Origin of the sequence: Segatella copri (assembly GCF_009494835.1) — a bacterium.
Lineage (GTDB): Bacteria > Bacteroidota > Bacteroidia > Bacteroidales > Bacteroidaceae > Prevotella > Prevotella copri_F.
In genome coordinates this window covers 1-15,242 of record NZ_VZBE01000055.1, presented here as the reverse complement: position 1 = coordinate 15,242, position 15,242 = coordinate 1, and the positions used below count along the sequence as shown (strand labels likewise).

At 44.3% G+C, this 15,242-nt stretch carries 10 protein-coding genes; 7 read left to right on the top strand and 3 right to left on the bottom strand.

Translation table 11 applies throughout. The features are described 5' to 3' along the window. From F7D47_RS07410 to F7D47_RS07400, 3 genes are read left to right on the top strand one after another with little or no spacing between them, the layout of a single operon-like run. Positions 1-1,728, top strand: coding sequence for a RagB/SusD family nutrient uptake outer membrane protein (locus F7D47_RS07410; RefSeq protein ID WP_153086082.1), 1,728 nt, complete (start codon positions 1-3; stop codon positions 1,726-1,728). A 37-nt stretch (positions 1,729-1,765) separates the two neighbouring features. Further along, positions 1,766-2,683, top strand: a complete 918-nt coding sequence (locus tag F7D47_RS07405; RefSeq protein WP_153086081.1) for a hypothetical protein — start codon at positions 1,766-1,768, stop codon at positions 2,681-2,683. Positions 2,684-2,717: 34 nt separating this feature from the next. Then, positions 2,718-3,998: a C10 family peptidase gene (locus tag F7D47_RS07400; protein ID WP_153086080.1), complete on the top strand. Its 1,281-nt coding sequence runs from the start codon at positions 2,718-2,720 to the stop codon at positions 3,996-3,998. 96 nt (positions 3,999-4,094) lie between these two features. On the opposite strand, the gene F7D47_RS07395 is transcribed toward F7D47_RS07400, so the two are convergent. Then, positions 4,095-5,738 (bottom strand): DUF6377 domain-containing protein, encoded by a 1,644-nt coding sequence (locus F7D47_RS07395; protein ID WP_153086079.1) that lies wholly within the window; start codon positions 5,736-5,738, stop codon positions 4,095-4,097. Positions 5,739-5,953: 215 nt separating this feature from the next. Between F7D47_RS07395 and F7D47_RS07390 the strand changes: the two genes are divergently transcribed. Both F7D47_RS07390 and F7D47_RS07385 read left to right on the top strand, forming a co-directional pair. Beyond that, on the top strand, positions 5,954-8,056 hold the full coding sequence (locus F7D47_RS07390) for a glycoside hydrolase family 97 protein (protein ID WP_153086078.1): 2,103 nt from the start codon (positions 5,954-5,956) through the stop codon (positions 8,054-8,056). Between the two features lie 66 nt (positions 8,057-8,122). Beyond that, entirely contained in the window at positions 8,123-9,850 is a 1,728-nt protein-coding gene (locus F7D47_RS07385; protein WP_153086077.1) for an alpha-amylase family glycosyl hydrolase, read from the top strand. 137 nt (positions 9,851-9,987) lie between these two features. Here the strand turns inward: F7D47_RS07385 and F7D47_RS07380 are convergent, their stop codons facing one another. After that, on the bottom strand, positions 9,988-11,121 hold the full coding sequence (locus F7D47_RS07380) for an AAA family ATPase (RefSeq protein WP_153086076.1): 1,134 nt from the start codon (positions 11,119-11,121) through the stop codon (positions 9,988-9,990). Between the two features lie 248 nt (positions 11,122-11,369). Here F7D47_RS07380 and F7D47_RS07375 point away from each other — a divergent pair, with 248 nt between their 5' ends. Continuing rightward, positions 11,370-13,031, top strand: coding sequence for an ATP-binding protein (locus F7D47_RS07375; RefSeq protein WP_228113396.1), 1,662 nt, complete (start codon positions 11,370-11,372; stop codon positions 13,029-13,031). Positions 13,032-13,128: 97 nt separating this feature from the next. Here the strand turns inward: F7D47_RS07375 and F7D47_RS07370 are convergent, their stop codons facing one another. Then, positions 13,129-14,037 (bottom strand): helix-turn-helix transcriptional regulator, encoded by a 909-nt coding sequence (locus F7D47_RS07370; RefSeq protein WP_153086074.1) that lies wholly within the window; start codon positions 14,035-14,037, stop codon positions 13,129-13,131. Between the two features lie 296 nt (positions 14,038-14,333). On the opposite strand from F7D47_RS07370, the gene F7D47_RS07365 reads away from it, so the two are divergent. Further along, the gene (locus tag F7D47_RS07365) at positions 14,334-15,152 is read left to right on the top strand and encodes a hypothetical protein (RefSeq protein WP_153086073.1); all 819 of its coding nucleotides are present in this window, start codon (positions 14,334-14,336) and stop codon (positions 15,150-15,152) included. Positions 15,153-15,242: the final 90 nt, after the last annotated feature.

The window sequence follows — 15,242 nt, the reverse complement described above, 5'->3', positions numbered from 1 at the left end:
ATGATGAACAATATATTTCGCAAGGTTTCTCTGTTCACAGTAGTGCTCTCTTCATGCTTGATGATGCAGAGCTGTCTGGAGGAGGAACTGCCAAAGGATTATGCAACAGGCAGTCAGGTGCAGGGGTCTGAGACGGCTCAGCAGGGCTTGCTGACCGGTTTGAGTGCCTATATGGTAAAAAGTGGTGTGTATGGCGACGGTTCGGCTTACGACAACGGTTATCCCAGCCAGATGATTATCCGTGATGTGATGACAGAGGATTTTCCGGTTTACAATGCAGATTACGACTATTTCTCATCTATAGAGAATGGTAAGGGACTCCGTAGCCCATTCAATTACACCTATTTCTACTATTATGGCTTAGTGAACAATGCCAACAGTATCATCTCGTCGCTCGATGTGGAAGGAGCATCTGAATCAGCAAAGGCGTCTGCCGGTGTAGCTTATGCTTACCGTGCTTTGGCATACCTGGATATGGCAAGAATGTTTGAATTCAAGAAGACCGGATTCTCTGACTTTGATGCCAAAGCAGCCAAGATAATGGGGCTTACCGTGCCTATCGTGACCGAGAAGACTACAGGCGAGGAGGGTAAGAACAATCCTCGTGTACCTTATTATACCATGTATCGCTTCATCCTGCACGACCTGAATAAGGCTGAGGCATACTTGAAGGGCTATAAGCGTACGGGCAAGGATCAGCCGGATGAGAGCGTGGTAGATGGTTTGAAGGCACGCTTCTGGTTGGAACTGGGTTCTCGTTTTTATGATTCGGCAGATGATCTGACAGCCCAGTTAGCTCATGAGAATGATGCTGACGGCTATGATGCCTTGGGCATTACGGCGGTTAATGACTGTTTTGCCAAGGCTGCCTCATACGCACAGGCTGCCATCGACAATTCCGGTTGCCAGCCAATGTCTCAGAGCGAATGGTATAATAAGAAGACAGGTTTCAATACTGCTAATTCTTCCTGGATATGGAAGGCTTCGCTGGGAACAAAGGAGCAATTGGGCAGCTGGTACCATTCCTGGATGGGTACGGTATCTTCTGAATCTACTGCATTCTCCATGGGTGGTTATGGCAAGGCTTACCGTATGATAGGTGCTTCGCTCTATAATCAGATACCTGATGCCGACTGGCGAAAGAAGACTTGGGTTGCCCCTGAGGATGCTGGCAAGACCGAGGTTCCGGCAGGCTATTCTACCTTGCTGGATGGAGCAGAATGGGCTAAACTGCCTGCTTACACCAACCTGAAATATCATCCGGGTTCAGGTAACTTGTCTGACCTCTATGTGGGCTGTTTGTGTGATATTCCATTGATGCGTGTAGAAGAGATGTATCTCATCTATATTGAGGCCATTGCCCATACTGAAGGGGTGGATGCTGCCAAGACCGTCTTGAATGATTTCATGAATGCTTATCGCTATACAGATGGCTCTTATGAGTGTCAGGCTACAGACATCGAATCACTTGAAGATGCCGTGCTGCTTCAGAAACGTATCGAACTCTGGGGAGAGGGACTGCTGTATTTTGATTATAAGCGTCTTAAGGAAGCTGTTGTCCGTACCTATACGGGTACCAACTTCCTGGAGAGTCACCGCTTGAATTCCAAGTATGGTTTCGTGGCTCCGTGGATGGATTGTTATATCCCTGAATATGAGAAGAGTTCTAATCCGGCTGTGGAACTGAATCCGGACCCTACAAGTGTGGTAGAGGCAAAGAGTGAGTAAATGAGGAGATTTTTCAATCTTTAAAATGGAATTGACAATGAAGAATATAAAGTTTTTTAGATATTTGGGGCTTGCCATCTCGGCTGGTCTCCTGTTGGGGGTCTCTTCCTGCAGCGATGACGATGATTATGCGCCAGGCAATCCTGCCCCAGACAATTGCATGGGAGTGTATTTTGATGCCGGCAATGCGGCAGAGTTTATTCTTACTCCAGACCAGGAAACCGTTGATGTGAAGGTTTGCCGTAAGGAAGCCGCTGAGGCTGCGAGTGTTCCTGTCAAGGTAGAGTATACTGATACAACTGCCATTCAGGTGCCTGCTACGGTTGAGTTTGCCCAGGGCGAGAAGGAGGCTACGCTGACCATTTCTGTAAAGGGCTTGACACCTAAAAAGAAATTTGGTTTCAAGATAGATGTCGATGAAGCCTATGCCGATCCTTATACCAAGCAGGATGGAAGCACGGTGCTGCAGTCAACGGTGCTGGTTTCTCAGTGGAAGAAAGTACTGGAGAATGTGCGGTTCTATTACGCAGGTTTCACAGATTTGCCTGTTACCTATTCTGATATCTACCAGCTGGAAGGTGTCAATCAGTTTTATATCACCAATATGTTGGGTTCGGGTGCTGATCTTTATTTCAAGATTAATGGCACTTTCAATGCCGATAATCTGGCTGATTGCTCCGGTGAACTGGTTCCTGTGGAAGGAAAGGGTGCTGCCATATATGACTATCAGACCTATAAGCAAAACTATATCGTAGCTGGTGTTGATTCTTCTACAGGCGACTATTTGTGGAACTGGACGGTAGGAGATGTAAATATCAACTCTTTCATGTGGTATGGTGGATATAGCTATAGTACCTATTCTTATATAGACTTCACACAGAAATACATCTATCTGAATGGATATATAGATTCCAGTGTTGAGCAGCAGTCTGTAAATGTGTATGGCGTTTGGTAGAAATACCGAATGATTTCCTAAAGATTTTGGACTTATGAAGAAGATTCTTATATTTTCTCTGATGTTGGCTTCTTTCCTTTGCTCTGAGGCAAAGGAAAGGAGCCTTCAGCAGAAATTGGAGATAGCCAGTGAGGTGCTGGGGGAGCGTTTGCCTTCTGTTGGCGGGAAAACTTCTCGTGGAGGAGTAGGTGAGAGCCTTCGGGTTATGCGACAGACGGATGCTTATACGGTTGTAGGACGCAACCGGAACGGATTTGTAGTTCTCGCCAATGATGATGCGTTCAAGGCTGTGATAGGTTATTCTGACGAGGGTACTTTTGGTGATAATCCTGCCTTGGGCTGGTTCTTGGCTAGAATTAATGACGCTTCACTTCGTGCTGCTTCTACGGGTTATCAGGTTATCCCTGCAGGTTGCAAGTCGAGTGTTGAGCATCTTATTGCCGTAAAATGGGGCCAGGATGCTCCTTTCAATAGCCAGTGCCCACAAGTAAATGGCAAAAATTGCTGGGTGGGTTGCGTGGCTACGGCTATGGCACAGATTATGTCTGTATACCAGTATCCATCCCGTGGCAAGGGTGTCGCTTCTTATAGCATTGGCGATGAGAAACGTACTGCTATGCTGAGTATGGGAGAGTATAAGTGGACGGAGATGTTGCCTGCTTATTCGGGTGATAACTACTGTTCGGAACAGGCTGCCGCCGTAGCCAAGTTGATGTTTCATTGCGGTTGTGTGGCTGGTATGAATTATTCTCTTGATGGCAGTGGCGCATCTTTGCAAGATGCTGCGGCTGGCATGAAGAAGCATTTCGGCTATCTTACCCAGTATTATGGCTATAAGGATTATCCCCAGACCAATAACTATGATGATGCAGCCTGGAAAAAGGTTATTTACCGGGAATTGAGCGCCGGGCATCCTATTCTGTATGCCGGTACATCCAATAAGCAGGGAAACGACAAGACTTCTTCCCATGCCTTTGTGCTGGATGGTTATGATGCTGATGGAAACGTAGGAGTAAATTGGGGCTATGGTGGTTTTGGTGATGGCTATTTCGACTTGAGCCTCCTTCCTCTGGAGTATACGGATAATGGTGTCTCCGTTGATGAGGAGTATCAGTGGTATCAGGAAATGGTGGTTATTCATTGCCCTGATGATGGTGAAATCAATTATGATTTGACTTCCGGCTTAACTCCTGTTACCGGTTTTACTAAGCCTTGCCGTTCCGATGTTTATGATATCAATGGCCGAAAGGTATTGCTCCCGGTGAAACATGATGGTATCTATATCCGTGGTGGCAAGAAATATATAGTAAAGTAGATTTCTCATCAATTGCAGATAATTAAAAAATCCCGACAGGTATGTTGTTGCCTGTCGGGATTTGTTATAAATATAGGTATCTTTTTCTTTCTCCGATCAGTCTGCGATAACCATACAGAGTCTGAGCACATTTTCTTCGAAGTGCTCCTTGTCGATGGCATTGTTCTTGAGCAGGGAACGGTAGTTGTATACGGTTTGTGGCGAATAAGACAGGATGCCGGCTATCTTTGAACTTTCGGTAATGCCTAATCTTAACAGGGCGCACACACGGAGGATAGGGGGCATTTCTCCATTCTCTTTCAGCTGGATGTGTGCCGATTCTGTAAGCTGCTTGTTCAGCTCGGTTATAAAAGTTGGGTACAGAGACAGGAATGCCTTGTCAAATTCCGTCAGAAACTCCTTGTTCTCTTTCTCTGTATTGGTTGAGGAAGAAAGGAGGCTCAGCAGCTCCTTACTCTGGTTGGCCTTGATCTTTCTTACTGCCAAGGTGCGCAGTTTGCTGTTTCTCTCTATGTTCTTATAGCACAGGTCAATATACACCTTTATCAGTCTCTCGCGCTTCTGGTTGGTGTCCTTCAGTTCGTCGTTGATGAGGTGTAACTGGCTGTTGAGAACTTCCATTTTTGCCGATGTAGCCGTGATTTCGTCTTTCTTCTGTTTCAGAAGTTTGTTCTTCTTGCGGATGAACAGACTGCTAAGTCCCACTCCGAGCAAGAGCAGGAAAATGACCGATAGTGCGATGTAGAGCATGCTGTTGGTGGCTCTGATGTCATCTGTATAGGCATTGGTAATCATCTGCAATTTGGATGAAATCTCAATGCGGCGCAACCGGTTGTTGTATGCATAAGCATCTTCCAGGGATAGGTTGATGTATTCCTGGGCTTTATTCAGACTTCTGGTCTTATGTTTGTAGATGAAGAGTGCGATGTCTTGCAGGGCTACGTTTTCTTTTGTGGCAGAAGTGATGTCTGAGATGGCTGCAACCAGCAGGTAATGTTCCGTCAGTTTCTGGTTGTTGGATTTCTTGTATATTTCGGATAGGGCAAAGGCGGTCATGGCATGGAGACGGCTGTCCGGCTTTTCCATACTCAGTGCTTTTTTGTAGTATTGGATGGTCTTGTTATTGTTGGAATGATTGCTGTAATAGTATAACTCTCCCAGCAGGTAGTAATAGAATGCATCTTTCTTTGGCGACAGTTCTAATGTTTTCTTCAGGTATTCCACTTTCTGCTGGTCGTAAATCTTGCTGAATTCATTGTTCTCACAATAGGTTGACCAGTTGTTGTATAGTCCGTAAAGTGTATAATAGTATTGAAACTGATAGTCAAGCGGATCTTCTTCCTTGGGTTCTATCTTCTGCATGATGTTTTTTGCTTCAGCATAGAATCCACGTGTGATAAGCAGGCTGGTTTGGCTAAGTTGGAATCTTTTATGATATAAGATGTTGTTGCTCTTTTGGGCAAGAACGAGGCCTTTTTTTACGTAAGTCATCGCCGAATCATACTCGTAGGCTTTGTATCCATTGGCGAGTTGCTCGTAAAGCTTGAGCTTGTCCTCGTTGCTGGTTACATACTTGGCACCCTGCTTGATGTCGTTCAGACTTTTCTCTTTTACTTCTACATAATGCGCACGTTTTTCCAGGGCAGCATCCAGCTGTTTGTAGAGCTGGCTGTTGTCTGCTTTTACGTATATCGGCTGTAGCATCAGCAGTGTGATGATTATAACGAAAAGATGTCTCATTTTTCCTATGTTTTTAGATTCTGCTGCAAAAATAATAAAAAACATAGAGAATCTCGCATCTACTAGCCGTTTTTTTTGAGAATTAGCAAAATGTTGATATTCAGAGAGGTGAGGAGGTTGGTAGATAGCGGTAATCTACCAAGAACCTACTATTCGTACCAACTTATCGATTTTTGCCGTACTTTTGCAGCAACAAACAATTTTAAACAAAAAATATGAAAAAACTCTTTTTGCTCGCAAGCCTTCTGATGGCTTTTGGCATCTCTGCAGATGCAGGAGACATCACTTCTCCTAACGGACAAATCAAGGTGAACTTCACCTTGGATGGCACTGTGCCTACCTATAGTGTGACCTATCAGGGCAAGACTATCATCAAGCCTAGCCGTCTGGGTTATCAGCTCGCCAAGGGCGGCAAGGATGGCAAGGATCTGCTTTCTGATTTTAGTGTCATCAATGAGAAAACTTCCACTTTCGATGAGACCTGGACTCCTGTTTGGGGAGAGAACAAGTCTATCCGCAATCATTATAATGATATGCTGGTAGAGTTAAAGCAGAATTCTACAGACAGTTATATGAACGTCCGCTTCCGTGTTTATGACGATGGAGTAGGATTGCGCTATGAGTTCCCTCAGAAAGGCAATCTCAACTACTTTACAATCAAGGAAGAGCGTACAGAATTTGCCATGACGGGCAATCATACCGCCTGGTGGATTCCGGGTGATTACGATACCCAGGAGTATGAATACACCAAGACCCGTCTGTCGGGCATCCGTCCAGCTTTGCATGCTGCTGTCAGCAGCAATCTCTCGCAGACTGTCTTTTCAGATACCGGTGTACAGACCTCACTCCAGTTGAAGACTGATGATGGTATCTACATCAACCTGCATGAGGCTGCCCTGGTAGATTATCCTGCCATGCATCTGAACCTGGATGACAAGACCATGACTTTTACCTCTTGGCTTACCCCTGATGCACAGGGTATGAAGGGATACATGCAGACTCCGTTCAAGAGTCCTTGGCGTACGATGGTCATTACAGATGATGCCCGCAAGGTGTTGTCTTCCAACCTGATTCTCAATCTCAATGAGCCTTGCAAGATCAAGGATACCTCCTGGATTCATCCTGTGAAGTACGTAGGTGTATGGTGGGAGATGATTTCCGGTAAGGGTGAGTGGGCTTATACCCATGATTATCCTACCGTGAAGTTGGATGGAACCGACTATGTACATGCCAAGCCATCGGGCAAGCATTCTGCCAACAATGCCAATGTGCGCCGTTACATCGACTTTGCTGCAGCCCATGGTTTCGATGCAGTCCTGGTAGAAGGATGGAACATCGGTTGGGAAGACTGGAGTGGCTATATGAAGGAAAAGGTATTCGATTTTCTGACTCCATATCCTGATTTCGACATCAAGGCGCTCAATGAGTATGCGCATTCCAAGGGTGTGAAGCTCATCATGCATCATGAGACCTCTTCTTCTGTAATGAACTACGAGAAGTATATGGACAGAGCTTATCAGTTGATGAAGGATTATGGCTACGATGCAGTGAAGAGCGGTTATGTTGGCAACATCATTCCTCGTGGCGAGCATCACTACAGTCAGTTGGAAATCAATCACTATCTGCATGCCGTAACCCGTGCTGCCGATTATCACATCATGGTAAATGCACATGAGGCAGTGCGTCCTACCGGTCTCTGCCGCACTTATCCTAACCTGATTGGCAACGAGAGTGCTCGCGGTACTGAATATCAGGCTTTCGGAGGTACCAAACCGGGACATACCGCCATCTTGCCTTTCACCCGTCTGCAGGGTGGTCCGATGGATTATACACCGGGTATCTTTGAAATGGATTGCGCCAATGGTTCTCATTGCAACTCTACCATCTGCGGTCAGTTGGCACTTTATGTAACGATGTACAGTCCATTGCAGATGGCTGCCGATTTCCCTGAGAATTACGAGAAGCACATGGATGCCTTCCAGTTTATCAAGGATGTGGCTGTAGATTGGGACAAGTCTATCTATCTGGAGGCTGAACCAATGGAGTATATCACCGCTGCCCGCAAGGCAAAGGGTTCTGATAACTGGTTTGTCGGTGGCGTTACGGGCATGAAGGCTCATCAGTCTACCGTAAAGCTCGATTTCCTCGAGAAGGGCAAGAAGTATGTGGCTACCATCTATCAGGATGCAAAGAATGCCAATTACAAGACCAATCCGCAGGCTTATGTCATCACCAAGAAGACTGTAACCAGCAAGTCTGTCTTGAAGTTGAACTCCGTTGCAGGTGGCGGATTCGCAATTAGCCTTCTTGCGCAATAAAATGCAGGATTTTGAGTTATTATGAAAGAAAGTTTTCTTGAATTAATAATGATGCTCATGAAAAGAATGAATAAAATGTTGTTGGTTGCTGCCTTGGCGGCAACCACACTTTCTGCTCAGGCAGAACAGAAGAAGGGACCAGCTTGGTTGAGTGATGCACTTTTCTATCAGATTTATCCATCTTCCTATATGGATACTGATGGCAATGGTATTGGTGACTTGCCGGGTATCACTTCCAAGTTGGATTACATCAAGTCGCTGGGTGTGAACGCCCTCTGGCTCAATCCGATCTTTGAGTCGGGATGGTTTGATGGTGGCTATGATGTCATCGATTTCTACAAGGTGGATCCTCGATTCGGTACCAATACTGATTTGGTTACATTGGTCAATGAGGCCCATAAGCGTGGCATGAAGGTTTGTCTCGACCTGGTGGCAGGACATTCCAGTACCAAGTGTGCCTGGTTTAAGGAGTCTTCCGAGAAAGATCCTAACCAGCGTTACAGCGACTATTATATATGGATGAACGATATTCCTGAGAGCGAGAAGAAAGAAATAGAAGCCCGCCATCAGGAGGCAAGTCCGGAGTCTAGTACCCGAGGCAGATATGTGGAGGCGAATGCTCCTCGTGCCAAGTATTATGAGAAGAATTTCTTCGAGTGCCAGCCAGCCTTGAACTATGGCTTTGCTCATCCAGACCCAAATCATCCTTGGGAGCAGAGCGTAGATGCGCCTGGACCACAGGCTGTTCGCAGGGAAATACGTAACATCATGGCTTTCTGGTTTGATAAGGGTGTGGATGGATTCCGTGTTGATATGGCGTCATCGCTCATCAAGAACGACCCTGACAAGAAGGAGGTTTCCAAACTCTGGAATGAGATGCGTGCATGGAAGGACAAGTACTATCCTGAGACCGTCCTGATTTCAGAGTGGGCTAATCCGCAGCAAGCCATTCCTGCCGGCTTCAACATCGATTTCTACATCCATTTCGGTCTTAAGGGCTATGCCTCTTTGTTCTTTGACCGCAAGACTCCATGGGGCAAGTGGGAGCAGAGCTATCAGAACTGCTATTTCGACAAGCAGGGCAAGGGTTCGCTTAAGGAATTTAGCGAGAACTATACCAAGGCTTTCAATGCCACCAAGAATCTCGGCTACATCGCTGTTCCATCTGCCAACCACGATTACCAGCGTCCTAACATCGGTACCCGCAACACGCCAGACCAGTTGAAGGTGGCGATGACCTTCTTCCTCACCATGCCAGGTGTTCCATTTATCTATTATGGTGATGAGATTGGTATGAAGTATCAGATGAATCTCCCTAACAAGGAGGGTAGCAATGAACGCTCTGGTACCCGCACTCCGATGCAGTGGACCAAGGGCAAGAATGCCGGCTTCTCAACGAGTGCGCCTGATAAACTCTATTTCCCTGTAGATACGGAAAACGGAAAGTTGACCGTTGAAGCTCAGCAGGGAGATCAGAATTCTCTGTTGTCATATACCCGTAAGCTGACCGCTTTGCGTCATTCAGCCAAGGCTCTTGACAATGAGGGCGATTGGAAGCTCCTGAACCAGAAGGGTCAGGAATATCCGATGGTATATGAGCGCACTTTGGGTGAGGAGAAGTATGTTGTTGTCGTGAATCCTGGTGCCAAGGCAGCCTCTCTCAACATCAGCTCTGTAGGTGGCAAGGCAGTTTCTGTTCTTTCTACAGGCAAGGTTGTATATAAATCAGGTAAGAAGACCGATGCCATCAAGGCTTCAGGCATTAGTGCCGCTGTATTCAAGGTGGCTAAGTAACCTGTGAACATGATTATTGCTAGCTTTATTAAATATCAGAATCCGCATGGATTTTAAGGAAGAATAAGAAAGAATACAAAAAGATAATCCGAAACAGAAGCGTTGTCAGCTATCTGTTTCGGATTTTTTTGCAATGATTAATTTCCAGCACAGTTCTTCCTCAACCACATCCCGAAGAAGCGGTCGTAGATGATATAGCTGCCATTGTACTTGTAGATGAATTCTCTATTGATCAGCGTCTTGAGAGCAAGACTCACGCTGCTGGCAGCAGGCAAGTTGTGGCGGCTGATGAAATCCTGCGAAAGAATGGAGGTGACAGCCTTATCCTGGGCAATGGCAGATAGAAGGGCTGCCTGATTGTCTGTAAGGGAATCGTAGTAATTCACGAATGCCACTTCCTGTTCGTTCACCAATTCCAGGGTTACATCATCAATTTCCGCTGTCGTAATTTCCTTTCCGTTCTGATAGAGTCGGTTCAGAATATCCTGAATATACCAGGTTTGACCATCCACCTTATTATATAGATAGGCAAAGGTATCATGCTCCATGGTTAGATTCCGGGTTCCCATCCATCTGTTGGCAAAACGATGATACTCATCCTTGTTGATGAGAGGAAGGTTGAGAATTTGCGAACTCTGATAGAATGGGCGTTTTGCCGACAGGAACATGTCGGTCATCATGTGCTGCTTACTGCCTGCAAAGATGAAATATACATTCGGCAAGAACTGGATGTAGGAGCGCAGCAGAGCCTCTGTGCCATCTTCGGGATATTCGGCTATCTGCTGGAACTCATCGATAGCAATATAGATTCGTTTCTCCGATTGTTTCAGATACTCGAAGATATGTTTGAGAGAATCCTCGCTCTGGCTTGGCGAAACCGTAATCGAGAACGTAGGGATTCCCGTCATCTCATCAAACGACATCGTAGGCTTGTAGCCGGCAAAGAAAGTGGTAATCTTGCGCATGGCAGTTTGTGAGAAAGTATCAACCTTCCCGATAACCGTCTTTGCCAATAATTGGATGAATTGGCTCAGATTTCTTGTGGCATTGATGTCGAGATAGAAACAATGCGTTTCAGGCTCCTGCTTACTGATGTTCTCTAAGACATGGTGTATGAGTCCCGTCTTTCCGATGCGTCGAGGAGAGATGAGCACGATGTTACGCTCATTCTGCAAAGCCTTCATGATGACTTCCGTCTCTTTTTTGCGGTCGCAGAAGTATTCTGCTCCCTTATATCCGTAGATAACAAATGGGTTATTCAGCTGTTCCATAATGTTTTATATCTATTCCATGTTTTATGTTACATATTTTATGAAATGCAAAGATAGTACTTTTTTATGTAACTATCGCCACTTCTTTTCCTAATAATTTTTAAAACTTGTATTTTGCCTGTGCTTATCCATCAAAATAGCTGCACAGAAGAAAATTTTCTCAATCTGTGAAACCAACTTTCATAGGTACATCTTAATTTTGCATCCAAAAATGAATGTATTAATGTCGTATGATGATGGTTAAGCAAATGTTAGATAAGAAAGATGTGGGGCAGATGGACTTGCTCCAGGCCTTCGAGATAATCGTAGAGAAGGCTAAAGGGTCTTCTCTCGGAGAAGAGTTTTATCAGAAAGCAGATCCATATCTTGGTTTTGTTTCCGATAAACTGTGTATCTCCAAGCGAGCAAGTGTCCTTATGGCGCTCTTTGCCGACCGATGTTATGATACCCATATCCGGTTTTCTGATTTGACGGAATACCTGGATTGCAGAATCCTTACATTGCTCAGATATTCCAACGAAACTCAGGAACTTATCGATAAGGAATATGTCTGTCAGAGTCGGATTGAAGGACTCAATTATAGCATCCCGATGGAGGTGATGGAGGCATTCCAGCATAATCGGCGCTATATTCCTTCCGATGTGGATGAATTCACAGCCAGAGAATTGTTTGATAAGTTTGATGAACTTTTCTCGAAATGCCGCTGCGAAAAACTGAACAAGCAGGTTTTGAGAAAGAAACTCAGAGCACTGGTTGGCATGAATAGCAACCTGGCTTTTGTCAAGGCAATGGCATTGTATGATATAAATGTGGAGAATAAAGATTTTCCGCTTTTCATCTTGCTGTGTACACTCTTTGTTATTGATGGCGATGATGACATCCGTTGCCATGACTTGGATTTCATCTATGAGGAAGGTGAGTCGGTCTGGCGATGGGCTAAGCGAGACCTTAGCCAAGGCAATCATCGTTTCTTGCAGAAAAAGTTCATAGAATATACCAACGATGACGGCTTTGCCGACAGGGAATCCTTTAAGATTACAGACAGTGCTAAGAAGCTGCTCTTTTCGGAGATGAACCTTTCTGCTATGCGAGGCTCCCGTCCTAAAGGTGGCATGTTATCCTTTGAGAGTATCAAGCCTAAACAGCTGTTTTACAACGATAAGGAACGTAAACTGGTAGAAGAACTCGCAGCTCTTTTGGATGAAAAGAATTTCCAGGGTATTCGAGACCGCTTGAAGGAAACCAATTTCAGAAGTGGCTTTGCCTGCCTATTCTATGGTGCACCAGGTACCGGAAAGACGGAGACGGTTCTTCAGATAGCCAGAAAAACGGGTCGTGACCTTATACAGGTTAACATCTCGGATATCAAGAGTATGTGGGTAGGGGAGAGCGAAAAGAACATCAAGGGTATCTTTGATGATTACAGAAAGATGGTGAAACAATCGGCAAAGACTCCTATTCTGCTCTTCAATGAGGCAGATGCCATCATCGGTAAGCGTATGGTGGGTGCAGAGAAGGCTGTGGATAAACTGGAGAACAATATCCAGAACATCATTCTTCAGGAGATAGAGCTGCTTGATGGCATTCTTATTGCCACAACCAATCTTGCCGAGAATATGGACAAGGCTTTCGAGCGTCGTTTCCTTTATAAAGTGAAGTTTGAAAAGCCTGATTTGCATGGGCGTTTACAGATTTGGCAAACGATGATACCATCTTTGAATGATGCTGATGCTTCTTTCCTTGCCGCCAGATATGATTTCAGTGGTGGAGAGATTGAGAACATTGCCCGTCATTATACCATCCAATCCATTTTGCATGGCAAACCGGCGGATATGCTCAAATCTCTTGTCGGGTATTGCGATAGTGAAAGGCTGGAAGGAAGAACCCCCAAGAGAAAGGTTGGGTTCTGATGCATCATCCATAAAGGAAAGGCGGTAAATACGAAAAATGTATTTGCCGCCTTTTTCTCCTAGTTTCAGATGATTGTATCTGATATTTCTTAATTGATTAAATCTGGTATTTCTTTGTGAGATTTCTCAATTTTTCGGCAATATCCTCCCTTAGCCATTGAGGTTCCAATACTTCCATGGTATCCATGTTGGAGAATATCTCCTGTTCAAAATCGAATTCAGGCTTCAGATGGTATTCAAAGATAGAATATTCATCTGTGCGCTCCGTTTCCTTTTGTGAGGTATGGAGAGGAAGGTTGCGGATATAGTTGCTTTGGAATGCATCCACCTTGAGTACCACCTTTTGCACCTCAGAGTCCTCGTAGTTGATGATGCCGAAGCAATCCTTGAAATATTCAGCAGGATCCAGATCCTCTGGCAATTTGAATGTTTCTTCAGAGATAGTGACATTCTCCATACGGTCGAGCGCATAGCATCTGATGTCATCTGTGCCAGGACTGTAAGCCACCACATACCAACGCTTCTTGAAAGCCTTTACGAAATAAGGATGAATATCAAATTCATGATACTCCTCTGTATTGAAGCTATAGTAGGATATGGAGATGACGCGGTTGTCACGCATCGCCTTGATGATGTCTTCCAGATAGTTTCTGCCAGAAGACATATCTTCCAAGAGTACACGCTCCTTGAGCTTGTGACTGTTGCCAACCATGGCATTGAGGGAGAAGGCATTGAGCATCCAGCTTCTGGCACTTCCTTCCTCGAAGCAGTCACCATACTCAATGTAATAGCGGTATCCGCTGCCACAGCTGATGCTGATTTCAAACAGTTCCTCGATGGAATGGAGGTTGTTGATGAAGGTACGGCGAGAGAGTTCCGTTCCTTCGCTGAGATCAGAATCCTTCCATCTGCTTTGGATTTCCTTTAAGGTGATGCCGCCCCTTTTTCTAGCCCGATGGATGGTTTCCACGAGCCAGACATATTTGTTCAATTGATTGATAGCCATATTCTGTTTCTTTTATTTGGATACAAAGATAACGGAAAAGTAGGAAAATATGTTGCACAAGATAGATTTATTTCATGCAGATTTCAATTATTTCATCGTTTTACGAAAAAAAACGAACCTGTGCAGCCAATTTTCATATTTTATTTGTAATTTTGCCATGTCATTCAGAGTTTTGCTATTCTATTCATGTAGCACTAAGATTAGAGAAATTTCTGATATGGCATAATCCTAGGCAGTTTTTTGCAGCTTGGGTGTTTGTAGAATATAAATTATAGTGTTGCGAAGTTAGATAAAATATGGAAAATATTTTAGAATATAATAAGTGGGAAGATAAGCTATGGGCTTTGTACAATAGTATTTTTAAGGATGCTTCATATACGATTAGAGATGGAGTCATTTTCCCTGATAAGTATGCTTCAACTCCGTTCAAAGTGATGATAATGAACCGAGAGGCTTATGATGAGAAATCGTATAGTCTCAATCAAGATGGTATTGCAAAAGAGATTGGAGAAGGAATTATTCCTTTCAAAGACCAGATAACATTACGTAGTCATCTGCGTCAATATCTTAGTTTGATTCATCTATTGTCAAATAAAGGTTTTAATGAAGTTTCAGAGAAAGAGGTAATAGACTTTGTAAACCAATCTGACAATGATGATTTAGTGTATTACCTTTCTGATGCAGCTTATATCAACATTAAGAAATCTGATGGTAAAAAGCGCTCAGTGCGAAGTGACTTAAAGGAGTATGCAAAGAAAGGAATTGAAGTGTTGAAAGAGCAGATTCGATTCTGTAACCCTTCTGTCATCTTGGGTGGTGATGTGTGCTACAACATAATTGACAATCTGTTTGATTGGGGAGAGGAGCTTTATGGTGGAGATGGCTATAACCCGGTAAAGATATATGAGTTGGTGATAGATGGTAAATCATATCCATTTATAGATATGTTCCACCCATCAAGAACTCAAAACTATAAGGATGGTGACGAAAAAGAAAGTATGTCTATGTATTTTCTTGAATTATTCAAAGCTATGATTAGTGTTGAGAAAGCACGTCCTGGATACTGGAGTAGTCATATGAATAATAAATGTTTTGAGGCGAGTGCCTTAAAGTAATAATAGTTCATCTTAATAGTGATAATGAGTCTTCTCATGATTCCTAAGACATCACCAAATTTTTGAGAGCTTTTTTGTGTTAAAATAAGC